This is a genomic window from Streptomyces sp. NPDC005566 (assembly GCF_040605575.1).
Classification (GTDB): Bacteria; Actinomycetota; Actinomycetes; order Streptomycetales; family Streptomycetaceae; genus Streptomyces.
The window spans coordinates 36,206-48,938 of the sequence record NZ_JBEXDB010000004.1 but is presented as its reverse complement, the minus strand read 5'-3'; the positions used below and the strand labels follow the sequence as shown (position 1 = coordinate 48,938).

Here is a 12,733-nt window from a genome sequence, read left to right as displayed (position 1 = left end):
AGCACGTCCTGTACACGGCAGGAGGAACGGCGGGGCGATCCTCAGCTTTCGGTCCCGCCCTCGACGAGTCGCCGCAGTGAGGGGAGCAAGGCGTCGATGTCCTGACCGGTCCGGAACGCGACGACCGTGGTACCGGCTCCCGTCACCGGGGAGTCGGCTGCCGGGAAGAGGGCGAGCACCTCGCGCATCGCCTCGTCCACCTCGCCGACCGGGTCCGTCGTCTCTCCCCGGAGCCAGCGGCGCAGTACGTGGTTGTGGGCCGCGACCACCGCGGCCGACATGAGTTCGGCTCTGAGTGAGGCCGACTGGGCCGCATCTCCCATCCAGTCCGCGATGAACTCACGGAACAGTCGCTGGTAGCGCGCCACGCTGGCGATCTCGCGGTCCCGGAGGGTGGCCACCTTGCTGGTGAGCAGGTACCTGCGGCGCGCGAGATCGCCTTCGTCGAGGTAGTGGAGCAGCACCAGACGGACCGCGTCGGAGACGGCGACCAGGGCGGTGCTGTGGCTGGAGGTCGCCAGCCGGTCCCTGATCAGGTCGAGGAGCCGGTCGTGGTCGGGGAAGATCACGTCTTCCTTGGACCGGTAGTGCCGGAAGAACGTCGTGCGCCCCAGACCGGCTCGCTCGGCGATGTCGTCGACGGTCGTCCGCTCGTATCCGCCCTCGTCGAACAGCGCGAAGGCGGCCTCTGCGAGTCGGGTCCGCGCGGATGGCTTGCTCATGATCGCCCATCTTTCCCCGTTGCAGGCCCCGGAGGCCACTTGCCCTGCCGAATGATACTGAGTACCGTCAGGGCGAGATTCAGTACCGCTGGAGGTTCGGTGTGAGTTCCGTGGCGCACAGCACGTCCGACCTGCTTGCCGCTCCACCGCTCCTCGACGGCTGGGCACGAACGGATTCCGACGCGGACGCCGAACTGGGCCTCAACGGCGCCTTTCCGTTCACCCGGGGCGCGTACCCATCGACGTACACCGTCGGGCCCTGGGCGATGCGGCACAACGCCGGTTTCCGCACCGCGACGGTCCCGGCACACACCCCGCACTCCCCACCGCCACAAGGCCAGGAGCACACGTGCACTACCGGACCACCAACGAACCCGCACCGGAGAATGCCGAAGAATCCACCCTTCTCCGCTTCCAGCGATGCGCCTGGTGCACCAGCGCCTTGTTCGGCCGCCGCTGCATCTGCCCGCACTGCGGCGGCGAAGACCTCATTTGGGAGGACAGCCAGGGTGCCGGCCGGATAGACGACTACGAGTACAGGCCACGAAAAGGGCACGTGCCCCGCCTCGTGTGCCTGGTCGGCCTGGACGACGGATTCCGCATCGAGGCGCGCCTCAGCGGGTGCACCCTGGCCGCACCCAGCATCGGCACGCGCGTACGCTTCCAGCGGTTCGCGGACGGAAGAGTGCCCGTTTTCACAGTCCAGGTGCCTGCTGCGGCCTAAAGGTTGTTGCAGTCCCGGGGACGGGCGGGCTGAGGCGATCACCAGGTGGCTGTCCGCATCGATGATGGCCTCCGCATTCACCGAGAGCCGACAATCACGGGAGGACGCGGCGACCGTCCGGTCTCGGGCCGGGACCAGGGTTGTGGGTTGGTGCGGTAATGGACGGCCACCAGGAGGACCCGGTCCGTCGGCGGCAGGCACCACGGGCGGCTGACACCGGGATCGCTCCCTCCCCGCTCCCGCACTGTGGATGTTTCATCAAGTCATGCAATGCGGCTGCCTGTTGGTCTATCTCGTCCGCTCAAAACTGATTGACATCCAGGGGTGGAATGTCGGACGTTCGGCCGTGACCACCGATGCACCACAGGGCCGGAGAGATGGCACGCAGATGACTTTCGGAGACAGGAACCCCAAGCCGGGGCGCGGGAGGCGCCCGGCGGCACTTGCCTCGGGGACGACCCTGCCGACGGCTCCGCCGGCAGGGCTGGGCGCGACCGGGACCGCGCAAGCGGCCACGGTGGACGCGGGCTCGTGGTACGAGCTGATCAACCAGGGCAGCGGCAAGGTGCTGGACATATCCGGCGCACGTACTGCTGAGGGAACCGCCGTTCAGCAGTGGACCCGCAACGGCGGTGCCCATCAGCGGTTCCAGTTCGTCGACTCGGGCGACGGCTACTACCGACTCAAGGCCCAGCACTCGGGCAAGGTGCTCGACGTCCACGGCTGGTCCGGCGCCGACCACGCGGGCATCGTGCAGTGGGGCGACACCAACGGCTCGACCCAGCAGTTCCGGCTGGAGGACTCGGCGGACGGTTACGTCCGTCTGATCAACCGCAACAGCGGCAAGGCCGTCGAGGTCCGGAACGCTGCCACCACGGACGGTGCCAAGGTTGTGCAGTTCACCGACCGGGGCAGCGCCAACCAGCAGTGGCAACTGGTCCCCGTGAAGAGCGTCTCGGAGCAGGTGCACACCGCAGGGCGGATCAAGGACCTGGGGAAGACTGTCCAGTTCAGCTGGCCCGGGGTGTACTTCGAGGGCCGCTTCCGCGGGACCGGCCTCGGGGTGGTACTCGACTGCACGGCCGCCGACTACGACGTCCAGATCGACGGGGCCACCGTCGTCACCCTGGTCACACCCGGCGACACCACGCACTGGATCAACGGCCTGCGGGACGGCGAGCACACGGTCCGGGTCGTCAAACGCAACGACACCCCGGGGGACGTCAGCACGTTCGGAGGCTTCGTCGCCGCGCCCGGGGGCGCCGTTCTGAGCAAGCCCGCGCCCCGGGAGCGCCAGATCGAGTTCATCGGGGACTCCCTCACGGTGGGCTACGGCAATGTCTCGGGAACCCGCGACTGCAATCCGGAGCAGCTCAAGCGGAACACCAACACCGACGTGAGCCACGGCGCCCTCACCGCCCAGCAGTTGGACGCCGATTACCAGATCAACGGCTTCTCCGGCCTCGGCATGGTGCGCAACGTCGCCGGCATCTGCCCGGACGTCACGTACCGGACCTACTACGACCGCGCCCTGCTGAACGTGGACGGCGACGTCTGGCAGAACCCGGGGACGTGGCACCCACAGATCGTGGTGGTCAACCTCGGCGCCAACGACTTCTCCGACCTCACCCCCGGTGAACCGTGGACGCCCGACAGCCTCGCGGCCGCCTACCGCGCCGCCTACCGCGAGTTCCTCCGGAAACTACGGACGCGCTACGGTGCCGGCACCACCCTCGTGGCCGTCGGCTTCGACGGAAACGCCGAGCATGTGCGCCAGGTGGTCGAGGCGCGCAACGAGGCCGGTGACAACGGGGTCCACTACTGGTTCCTCGACCAGGCGGGCCTGGACTTCCTCGGATGCGACCGGCACACCTCGGCTCACGACGACCGGGTGATCGCCGACCGGCTGACCCTGTTCCTCAGGAGCCTGCCGACGGGATGGTGAGTGACATGACCGGCCTGACTCGATGACGCGACTGTCATCGACGGTGGAGATGAGGTCGCACTCGACAACGCTCGCCGGACCACGGGAGATGCCACGGCGTTCCTGCCCTGCTGACTGCACCGCGCCCCGCATTTCGGGCACACGACGCACACGCACAAGATCCACACCTCATGATGGTCGCTCAACTCCCGTTTCCACAGGGGCACTTACCAACCAGTCGTAACGTTGTGGCCTACGTCACACTGCGGAGCTCTGGTTCGCGCTCCTGCACGTCCTGGCACCATGCACGACCGTACTTGCCCGTAACCCGGTCAACGAAAGGTCAGGTGCACAGGATGAGAGTCACTGCCCGTCGCGTCGGGGCGCTGATACCCGCGCTCGCAGTTGCGACCGGTCTTCAGTTCGCCGTCTCCCCCACTGCGCAAGGTGCGATCATTGGCGATCTTCGTCTCGCCCCCTCCGTAACCGCCGTACAGAACAGCTGGATCGTCGTCCTGAAGGACGGCAGAACCGATGCCGCCGACCTCGGCGTGACACCCGAGCACACGTTCCGCGATGTCCTCGAAGGCTTCTCGGCCTCCTTGTCGGAGGCCAGGGCGAAGGCGCTGGCGGCCGACCCGCGCGTGGCATACGTCGAGCAGAATTCGATCGTACGGCTCAACGACACCCAGTCCGACGCGACCTGGGGTCTCGACCGGGTGGACCAGCGCAACCTTCCACTGTCGACGACGTACTCGCACACCACGTCCGCTTCGAACGTGAACGCGTACATCATCGACACCGGAATCCGCACCTCCCACAACGAGTTCGGCGGCCGCGCGAGCGTCGGCAAGGACACCGTGGGCGACGGCCGGAACGGCCAGGACTGCCAGGGCCACGGCACCCACGTGGCGGGCACCGTCGGCGGCAGGACGTACGGCGTCGCCAAGGGCTCCAAGCTGATCGCCGTACGCGTTCTGGACTGCGACGGCTCCGGCACCACCGCCGGCGTCATCGCAGGCATCGACTGGGTGACGGCCAACGCCAGGAAGCCGGCCGTCGCCAACATGAGCCTCGGTGGGAGTGCCAGCGCCTCGCTCGACGACGCGGTGAAGAAGTCGATCACCTCCGGCGTCAGCTACTCGATCGCCGCGGGCAACGGCCTACCGATCCTGGGGCTCCCCGCGAACGCGTGCAACTACTCCCCCGCCCGCGTTCCCGAGGCGATCACGGTCGGCGCGACGGACAGGACGGACAGCCGCGCCTCGTTCTCCAACTACGGAACGTGCCTGGACCTGTTCGCGCCGGGGGTGGACATCACCTCGGCGTGGAAGGACAGCGACTCCGCCACGAACACCATCTCCGGCACGTCCATGGCTACCCCCCACACGGCGGGCGTGGCGGCGCTCTACCTCTCCGCCCACCCGACCGCGACCCCGGCCCAGGTCCGGAACGCTCTGGTGAACAACGCGACGAGCGGCAAGGTCCGGAACCCTCTCACGGGTTCACCCGACAAGCTGCTGCACTCGCGGTTCTAGAACGACTGCGGCGCGGCACATGGTGCCCGAGGAGCTCTCACCCGGCAGGTACGGCCGCTCCTCGGGCACCACCCACGCGACACCTTGCCGCCTTCATCGAACTCCGTCGAGGTGGCGGGCAGCGTCTGCGCCGACCTTGGTCACGCCGGGGTGTCGACGACGAGCAACCTCGTGACACCCGGGTCGAGTGCGCCGCGCACATGGCCACTCGGTGCTGCCGCGGTGAGCTGCAGGAAGCGAATGGTTTCGGCGGTGATGACCTCACCAGGCAGCACATTGGGGATGCCCGGTGGGTACGCGGCCAGAGTGTCTGCCGAGATGAGCCCCACAGCCTCTGCCGCGTGCACCGCTCGGGTGGGACTCATGAATGCCTCACGAGCGGTGAGCCGGGAAGGGCCGGGCTGCGGAAGTGTCACCCGCAGTCGCTCGACGGTGCCGGAGTCGCGGAGAGGCGACGGCAGACCGTGCAGTGCCTCGATGAACCGGTCCGTGTCAGGGCTCGAACCGGCGCCGACCACCGCGACGACAGCCGAGCCGGTGGCGACCTCCACCATCACCTGATGGTCCCGTGAGATCCGGCGGCGGGCCTCGTGGCCAGAGATACCTCCAGCTCGGGTGTCCACGGCGATCCTCAGCGGATCGGCCTCCACGATGTCGGGGAACCGCGGGAAGTCGTCACTGACCACGGCGAACCGGCCGAGGGACCGGATGGCCGCGCGCACCGTGTCGGCTGCCTCGACGGACGCGCCGAGTGCCTCGTGGCCGCCGGCCAAAGTCATGCGTGCGCGGTCGAGGGAGGCCAGCAGCAAGGCACTCGCACTGGTGGACTGCACGAGGCGGAACGCCCGGTCGATCAAGGGCTCGAGCACATCGGCGAAAGGCCCGTCGCCCAGGTGCAGCATCGCGGACTGGGTGAGGCTGCCTGCGAGTTTGTGCGTACTGGAGGTCACCAGGTCCGCGCCCTGGGAGAGCGCGTTCGCAGGAAAGCGAGGATGGAACCCGAAGTGCGCACCCCACGCTTCGTCGACGATCAGGGGGATGCCCGCGGCGTGGGCGACGGCAGCGAGCGAAGGCACATCCGCGACCGCACCGAAGTAGCTCGGGGAGACGATGTAGGCGGCTGCGGCGTCAGGGTGCTGGGCTATGGCCGTGGCAAGAGCTCCGGCCGTCACCCCGTGCGCGATTCCCTGCTCGGCGTCGACGGACGGCTGGACGAACGCCGCCTTCAGCCCGGACAGTACGAGGCCGTCGATCACACTGGAGTGCACACTGCGCTGCACCACGAGGGTGCGCCCCAGTGCTGCGGTCACCAGGGACGCGATGTGGTTGCCCTGGGACGCGCCGTTCGTGAGGAACCACGTCCGCCGCGCCCCCCCATGCCTCGGCGGCCAGCTGCAGCGCTTCTTCCATCGGCGTGTCCGCGCCGAGATCGAGACCCTCGATCAGTGGCGGGAAGTCCAGACGCAGTGTCCCGGGCCCGAAGGTCTCCGCAAGGGGGCCGAAACTGCCGGCCTCGGCCGCATGACCGGGGACGTTGAGACGAAGCCAGCCCCGTCCGGCGTGGGCTCTGAGCGCTTCGGCGTACGGCGCACGGTGCTGAGGGGAAACGGACGGGACCAGGTGCCGCCTCTGGGCGGTTCTGAGGTTCACGCCGATCAGAGTGCCAGTGCAGCCCCCTGAGAGGAATGCTGTATTTCTCTGAGTCGCTCCATAGACTGTCTATATGGTCGAGCTACGTCATCTTCAGGTCCTCAAGGCCATTTCCCAAGAGGGCTCACTGAGGTTTTCTCAACCGTGATCATTTCCAGATGCCATTGACGACGAGGGCAGCGCGGGCGATGTCGCCGATGCGGTTCGGGCTGAGGGTGATCCGCTGCAGGGTGCGCCAGCGTTGCTTGAGTTCGGCGGCGGCGCGTTCGCCCAGGGCGCGGACGTGACGGATCAGGGCGTTGGTCATGCGGATGTCGACATGGAGTGCTTGCTCGGAGCGGCCTTTGGGGCGGCGGGTGGGTATGTGGATGCCGATGCCCGCGCCGATGTAGCCCTTGTCGGCCAGCGTTGGAAGTCCTTCGGCTGCGGCCTTGTACAAAGCCGGGAGTGCGTGGATGCGGGCGGCAGTGATATCGGGAGTGGAGCCCGGCTCAACCTCGGAGACCCACAGCGGAGTGCCGTCGGGGGCGGATAGGAACTGCACGTTGCCGCCGAAAGCCTTGTGTTTCTGGCTGAACCACAGGTCGTTGCCGTTCTCGCGGACGCCGGCGACTCGGTCGGACTCGATCAGTGTCCCGTCCAGGATCACGTGCGTCACGCCCAGCTTCTGGCAGCGCGTCAGGACATCGTGCAGGTCGGGAGCCTTGTGTGCGAGGACGTCGATGCCCTCGTGCAGGTATCGGTAGGCAGTGGTCTGGGAGATTCCGGCGTCGCGGGCCAGGCAGTGCACGCACCCGCGCTCACGGAACCAGCGGAGCACGACCACCGCCTGCCGGAAAGGGCCCAGTGCTCTGCTGCGGCGCGGGGTTCCCAGACGACGCCGGTGAGCGGCAAGCAGACAGGCGAGGTACTCCACGACGTGGTTCGGAACATCGAGCGTGACAACGAAGGTGACCAACGTGGAGCTCCTGGCAGTTGTGAACATGATCTTTTACTGAGACCTGTCCTACCTGGGGCATCTCGTCTGCCTCCGGCTGGGCGGGATGCCCTGTCCCCGGTCAGCGGCGGGCCGTGCTTATGGAAGGCCGTCCGCGGGCGGAGTCGTCAGAGGGAGGAGATGCCGCAGGCTGCGGGCACAAGGTGCAGCCGCGCCTGGGAGACCTGTGTCAGTGGCGGCACGAGCAGAGTCGCTACCCCGGCTTCAACAGCCGCGCCGTCGTAACCGGAGCGGTCGCCGACCATCAGCGCCTCGCAGGGCTGCACCCCGAGCGCGTCCAGGGCAACGCGGAAGATAGCGGGATCGGGCTTGCAGATGCCGTGCTCGAAGGAGAGCACGAAGTGGTCGATATACCCGTCGAGGTCGTTCTTGACGAAACCCGGGCGGAGGTCAAAGTGGATGTCGCTGATGACCGCCACCTTCAGCCCCGCTGCCTTCAGGGTCCTGAGAGTGGGCCCGGTGTCGGCGGCAAAACGAGCGTCGGTGGGGTCGGACAACGCCGAGTACATCTCCTGGGCCAACGCAGAGTCGATACCCGCAGCGTTCACCCAGCGGTTGTAGCCCTGGCGGTGCGACTCGGCTGACGCGTCAGCCCGGAACCAGCCCTGCTCGACGTCCGGCCGCTTGCCCGCCGTACTCAACGCCGAGCTGATCCGCTGCACCTGCGACTCCGACGCGTCACGTCCGAGCTGCCGCAATGAGCGCTCGATCCACAGGGCACCTCTCGGGCGTCCCTCTGCAGGACCCCACTTGGGGACGATGAGCGTTCCCACCCAGTCGAACAGAACGGCTTTGAAGAACGGCATGTCTCCCCTGAGGCAAGGCGGTCCAGCCACACGCCATTCAGCGAGTCAATCAAGGCTCCTAGCCCATGATGCCCGCTGCCCTCAACGACCAGAAATGATCTTCGTTGAGAAAACCTCACTCGCCGGCGCCGCTCGTGCTCTGCATTACGCACAGCCCACGGTCACGTACCACCTGACTGTCCTCGAATCCCACTTCGACGGCGCTCTGGTACAGCGCGGGCCCCGTGGTGCGACCCTCACCGAGCTCGGCGACACACTGCTGCCCCACGCGGAGGCGGTCCTGGAGCGGGTGAAGCTCGCCGAACGGGACGTGCGCGCACTGGCTGAGCGCGGCACCCGAACCCTGCGCATCGGCACGTTTCCCACAGCCGGCGCGCTGCTCCTGCCACCGGCCGTAAAGGCCCTCCACCAGAAGGGAGTTCATGTATCCCTCACCGAGGGAGAACTCCCCACATTGCTGCAGGGACTGCGGTCCCGTGAACTGCAGGCCGCTCTGGTCTTCTCCCAGCCTGGCGACCGCCTCGATCTGGACGAGGACTTCGAGCTGCACGCCCTGCTGACCGACCCGCTGCTGCTCGTCCTGCCCCACGACCACAGGTGCGCGGCCCTCGACCGGGTGCCGTTGCAAGAGCTTCGCGACGACGACTGGGTCGGTGCCGCGGACCCCCGCGATCCCTGCGACCGCGTACTGTCCTGGGCCTGCGCGCAGCACGGTTTCGAACCGCTGCAAGTGATGCGCACCGACGACTACGCGATGGTGCAGGGGTTCGTCGCGGCCGGCACCGGCGTCGCCCTGGTGCCCCGTCTCGGACTCGGTGCCCCACGCGACGACCTCGTCGTCCGCCCGCTGGAAGGACCACCGCTGGCCCGCGAGATCAGCGTCGCGGTCCTCCGCTCGACAGTGGCGACCAGTGCCCGTGACCTGACGGCCGCCCTCACCGGACAAGCCGAGCACATCATTGCCCAGTGGGAATCCGGCACGTAATCAGGTGTATTGCGCCCACTCAGCATCATTCGGATCACCCCGCCCCATGCACAGCCCAACGGCCTGGGCACGCGGTGGTCACACGGTCGACCGGACAGGTTCTAGCCGGCCGGCCGAATCGCAGCGAACCGTGCGCCCATGGCGGGACCAAGGTGCTCGACAAGGCAATATCCGGGCTGGCCCGGCCACGGCAGACTGAACAGGAATGAGGTGGTGATCACCCGGGCCACGTCGGAGACATCGAGTCGAAGCTGCTCTTCCAGGAATCGCAGTGTGACTCGCCAGTCCGTCTCGTCGCCTTCGAGGAACGACGCAACGGTCTCCTGAACGACATCCCAGAAGAAGAGGTGGGGCAGGACACCGTCCTCGTTGAAGACGTGCGCTTCAAACAGGTCCTCGAAGCCGGGCACAGCCGCCACCAAGTCCCGCACCAGCTGAACATCGCGCTCCACCGACGCCCCCTCCCCATGCACTCAGAATAGGGGTCCGTTCCCACATCAGCCGTGATCGGCCGACAGATCCCGGTACTCAAGCGTTTGTTCGTGATCATGGTTGGCGAGGCTGCGGCCGGTAGCCTGCCTTCGTGGCGGAGACCTGGGGCGAGCAGCAGTTGATGGACGACGGTTTCGAGCGCGTCTTTGTCGAGCTGGAGTGGTATGACGGCCCCCGCGACGGACTCGTGGACATCGACGGGGTTCCACACTATTTCCAGTGTCACGACGTCGACTTCTCCCGCGCCCCCGATGAGTACCTGGTGTGGCCTGCGAGCCAGGTGCTTGTCCGGCTGGAGCGCGAGCAGTGGGCGATCTTCGCAAGGTGGAACGCCCGGTACGAGGCCGGGACTGCCGGGATCGAATGCCATCCCGGGCATGAAGGGATCGACCCCAGGTACGACGAGCTGACAGCGCTGCTGGCCCCGCACCACAATGCACCCTCCGATGCCCGGTGCCTGGTCGCCGAGTGGCGGTTCGACGGGGGCGCCCGCTACCGGCCCGATGGGCTCGACTACTGGGTCCGGTGGACTCCGGGCAGGTGACGCAGCCGTCGATCACCGGATGTTTTGTGGACAACCGGTCCGTACGACGTAAAAGCCCCGGCCGCCGGCCTGGGGCTTTGTCATGGAGCGGATGACGAGAATCCAACTCGCGCTCCGAGCTCGGGAGTCACTGGTTATCCAGTGAGCCGCTCCGCAGATTCTGTACCAGCAGCCCCGCGAGAACGATGGCCCGCTTCCGGATCAGGCCGCGGGTCGGCGGCGGGCGCGAAGTAGGTGGACGCCCTTCACGGCGTAGACAACGGTCATGAGCGCGAAGCCGACGAGGGCGAGCCAGAACCAGGATTCAGCGACCAGAAGGCTCAGGAGCAGGCCGCAGAAGAGCATCAGGGAACTGCCGGTTCCCAGCAGGTCGAGACGTGCCTTGGAGCGCACCGCGGAGTCGGGTTCGCGCAGTCGTCGGGCAATGGGGACGAGGGCAAGGGCCTGCAAGAGGGCCAGACCGAGGGCGATCCAGACGAACCAGTCGGGTATGTTTACGGCGCGCACTGTATCGTCCGCCCGCGACCCTCCGGACGATGATCCGAAAGAAGCACCCAGGCCCCCTCCTGGGCGATCATCCGGTAGGACGCCTCGACTATATTTTGACCGAAATCGTGGGAGGGACGGACGAGTACGTGGACGGTGACCTGCGGCGTGCGACTGTCGTGGCGCTGACCGCGCTCGGGCGGAGCGAGGACTGGCGTGACCGGGCGGATGCCGGTCACAGCCTGGCGGGGTTCGCCGAGATGCAGGAGGCCGTGGGGCCGCTGCTGGGCCTTGTGCTCGACCCTGGCGACACCTTCGTCACCCAGCGGACCGCGGAGGGCTTGCTTCGGCGAAAGGACAGGGCCGGACTGGCGATAGTCGCGTCCGCAATGGCAGTGGCCGACGACAACCACGCCGATTACCTCCACACCGCAGTCGTCAGGGTCTTCAGCATCTTCTCGGACGACCTGGACGAGGCGCTGAGGCTCTGCGAGGAGATGTCGGGTGACAACGACGATCTGGTTGCCCGGGGTTCCCGTCGGCTGCATGAGAGCTTGGCAGAGATCGATCCCGTTCTTCGCCCCTCATAGCAGGGTCCGATGGCTGTTGTGAGGTTGTGCGGCTCGACAACCAGGACTGCGAGGAACACCAAGTCGGCTCAGTGAGCCTCTTCCAACCTGACGGGTGGTTGGGGCGGTGGCCCCCGCGGCGGGCATGAAGAAGGCTCCTGCTCGACATCGTCAAGGCCGCACTCGTCTTCGGACACAGCGGTGACCCTGCCTGAATCGTTCGAGCTCGGGGCGAAGTGGTTTCGGGCAGGGGCGGAGTGAGTAACAGCTTGGACTCGTGAGCCTCTAGCCCGTTTGGGCACCGGCATGCTCGGGCCATGGGAAGACGCGAAGGGGTGCGCAGCGGGACAGCCTGGGGATGTCTCTTCAACGGTTGTCTGGCTGTGCTCGTGCTGCTTCTTGTGTGCTTCATCGGACTGTGGGGCTGGGCAGCCACGGCGGACGGCCGCGCCGAGGGAAGGGCCCGCGCCGATGTGCGGAGTGCTGCTGAAGCTCGGCAGGAGAGGCTCGTCGCTGCAGCCGCCGACGGTGTGCTGGACGACAGCGAGATCGCTCGGATTCTCCCACGGGGAGACCCAGCTCAGGGCTTGGTCAGCATCGAGCGGCAGGGCCCTGATCTTATCGTGAGGGCAGAGTTGCTGGGCGTCGGGCCAGGAGTATTCCTCACCAGCGAGACATTTGTGACTGGGTGCTTCGCCTTCGATGTCGCACTGGACGGCGAGCCGAAGCCTGCGGTCACCGTCAGGGAACTGGCCGCAGAGAACCACCCGCAGTCCGCGTGTGCAGCGGCGGGACTGCCGTCTCCCAGCATCGCCCCCCGAGAGGATTTCACTCCGCCGTGACTCGGGTCGCATGTGTTTGGTGATGCGGGATCCGCTCCCACAAAAGATCCGGCTCGATTTACGGCGAAGGCCCCCACGGCTCGGCCAACGCTCGACCCACCGATGGGACGGTGTTCACCTGAGTATGCGTACTCGGGTGGGCAAAGCCCCGAAGTGGGACCGTGGCGGGATGGACGCCTACTCACCTGTGCCAGCCCACCCCCTCTTACCGCCGACCATCACCGGGATGATTCTTCTACTCATCCTCGCAGGCGTTCGCGGCGTCGCCTGGATCCTCTTCTCCAGCCATCAGTGCAAGGGCAGGAACAACGGCGCGGACTACAATACGCCAGGTGAAGGTATTGCCTCCCGGCTGGCACACATCGGTGAGGACGCGTTCCGCTGGACCGGTGCAGCAGCAGCTCTAATCTGCGTCGCCATGTGTCTGTGGGCCTTCATCGCTTTCGCAGCCAGC

The 12,733-nt window shown here is 67.0% G+C and carries 13 protein-coding genes and 2 pseudogenes; 8 read left to right on the top strand and 7 right to left on the bottom strand.

Annotation, left to right across the window (positions count from 1 at the left end; genetic code table 11):
- Positions 1-41 precede the first annotated feature (41 nt).
- Positions 42-722, bottom strand: coding sequence for a TetR/AcrR family transcriptional regulator (locus ABZS61_RS07485; protein ID WP_356417205.1), 681 nt, complete (start codon positions 720-722; stop codon positions 42-44).
- 131 nt (positions 723-853) lie between these two features.
- On the opposite strand from ABZS61_RS07485, the pseudogene ABZS61_RS07480 reads away from it, so the two are divergent.
- Positions 854-1,018, top strand: a pseudogene (locus tag ABZS61_RS07480) (methylmalonyl-CoA mutase family protein); the annotation flags it as partial.
- Between the two features lie 53 nt (positions 1,019-1,071).
- The gene (locus ABZS61_RS07475) at positions 1,072-1,446 is read left to right on the top strand and encodes a hypothetical protein (RefSeq protein WP_356417533.1); all 375 of its coding nucleotides are present in this window, start codon (positions 1,072-1,074) and stop codon (positions 1,444-1,446) included.
- Positions 1,447-1,458: 12 nt separating this feature from the next.
- Here ABZS61_RS07475 and ABZS61_RS07470 read toward each other — a convergent pair.
- Positions 1,459-1,691: pseudogene (locus ABZS61_RS07470) on the bottom strand (IS5/IS1182 family transposase); the annotation flags it as partial.
- 143 nt (positions 1,692-1,834) lie between these two features.
- Here ABZS61_RS07470 and ABZS61_RS07465 point away from each other — a divergent pair.
- A complete protein-coding gene (locus ABZS61_RS07465; protein WP_356417204.1) occupies positions 1,835-3,391 on the top strand; it encodes an RICIN domain-containing protein in 1,557 nt (518 codons plus the stop codon).
- 326 nt (positions 3,392-3,717) lie between these two features.
- The gene (locus tag ABZS61_RS07460) at positions 3,718-4,908 is read left to right on the top strand and encodes a S8 family peptidase (RefSeq protein ID WP_356417203.1); all 1,191 of its coding nucleotides are present in this window, start codon (positions 3,718-3,720) and stop codon (positions 4,906-4,908) included.
- Between the two features lie 140 nt (positions 4,909-5,048).
- On the opposite strand, the gene ABZS61_RS07455 is transcribed toward ABZS61_RS07460, so the two are convergent.
- From ABZS61_RS07455 to ABZS61_RS07445, 3 genes are all read right to left on the bottom strand, one after another.
- Entirely contained in the window at positions 5,049-6,221 is a 1,173-nt protein-coding gene (locus ABZS61_RS07455) for an amino acid decarboxylase (RefSeq protein ID WP_356417515.1), read from the bottom strand.
- Between the two features lie 485 nt (positions 6,222-6,706).
- Entirely contained in the window at positions 6,707-7,516 is an 810-nt protein-coding gene (locus ABZS61_RS07450) for a transposase family protein (RefSeq protein ID WP_356417202.1), read from the bottom strand.
- Positions 7,517-7,662: 146 nt separating this feature from the next.
- Positions 7,663-8,361, bottom strand: coding sequence for an HAD family hydrolase (locus ABZS61_RS07445; RefSeq protein WP_356417201.1), 699 nt, complete (start codon positions 8,359-8,361; stop codon positions 7,663-7,665).
- Between the two features lie 94 nt (positions 8,362-8,455).
- Here ABZS61_RS07445 and ABZS61_RS07440 point away from each other — a divergent pair, with 94 nt between their 5' ends.
- Entirely contained in the window at positions 8,456-9,346 is an 891-nt protein-coding gene (locus ABZS61_RS07440) for a LysR substrate-binding domain-containing protein (RefSeq protein WP_356417200.1), read from the top strand.
- Between the two features lie 101 nt (positions 9,347-9,447).
- Here ABZS61_RS07440 and ABZS61_RS07435 read toward each other — a convergent pair whose 3' ends face one another.
- Positions 9,448-9,798: a hypothetical protein gene (locus tag ABZS61_RS07435; protein ID WP_356417199.1), complete on the bottom strand. Its 351-nt coding sequence runs from the start codon at positions 9,796-9,798 to the stop codon at positions 9,448-9,450.
- A 131-nt stretch (positions 9,799-9,929) separates the two neighbouring features.
- On the opposite strand from ABZS61_RS07435, the gene ABZS61_RS07430 reads away from it, so the two are divergent.
- Complete coding sequence (locus ABZS61_RS07430) at positions 9,930-10,382, top strand: hypothetical protein (protein WP_356417198.1); 453 nt, start codon at positions 9,930-9,932, stop codon at positions 10,380-10,382.
- A 201-nt stretch (positions 10,383-10,583) separates the two neighbouring features.
- On the opposite strand, the gene ABZS61_RS07425 is transcribed toward ABZS61_RS07430, so the two are convergent.
- Positions 10,584-10,889, bottom strand: coding sequence for a hypothetical protein (locus tag ABZS61_RS07425; protein WP_356417197.1), 306 nt, complete (start codon positions 10,887-10,889; stop codon positions 10,584-10,586).
- Positions 10,890-10,918: 29 nt separating this feature from the next.
- On the opposite strand from ABZS61_RS07425, the gene ABZS61_RS07420 reads away from it, so the two are divergent.
- Both ABZS61_RS07420 and ABZS61_RS07415 read left to right on the top strand, forming a co-directional pair.
- Positions 10,919-11,458 (top strand): hypothetical protein, encoded by a 540-nt coding sequence (locus tag ABZS61_RS07420; protein WP_356417196.1) that lies wholly within the window; start codon positions 10,919-10,921, stop codon positions 11,456-11,458.
- Between the two features lie 296 nt (positions 11,459-11,754).
- Positions 11,755-12,279, top strand: coding sequence for a hypothetical protein (locus ABZS61_RS07415; protein ID WP_356417195.1), 525 nt, complete (start codon positions 11,755-11,757; stop codon positions 12,277-12,279).
- The last annotated feature ends 454 nt before the right edge of the window (positions 12,280-12,733 follow it).

Excerpts from the sequence above, each read along its gene's own strand:
- ABZS61_RS07485 (WP_356417205.1), bottom strand. The coding sequence starts at position 722 with ATGAGCAAGCCATCCGCGCGGACCCGACTCGCAGAGGCCGCCTTCGCG.
- ABZS61_RS07465 (WP_356417204.1), top strand. The coding sequence starts at position 1,835 with ATGACTTTCGGAGACAGGAACCCCAAGCCGGGGCGCGGGAGGCGCCCG.
- ABZS61_RS07445 (WP_356417201.1), bottom strand. The coding sequence starts at position 8,361 with ATGCCGTTCTTCAAAGCCGTTCTGTTCGACTGGGTGGGAACGCTCATC.
- ABZS61_RS07440 (WP_356417200.1), top strand. The coding sequence starts at position 8,456 with ATGATCTTCGTTGAGAAAACCTCACTCGCCGGCGCCGCTCGTGCTCTG.
- ABZS61_RS07420 (WP_356417196.1), top strand. The coding sequence starts at position 10,919 with ATGATCCGAAAGAAGCACCCAGGCCCCCTCCTGGGCGATCATCCGGTA.
- ABZS61_RS07415 (WP_356417195.1), top strand. The coding sequence starts at position 11,755 with ATGGGAAGACGCGAAGGGGTGCGCAGCGGGACAGCCTGGGGATGTCTC.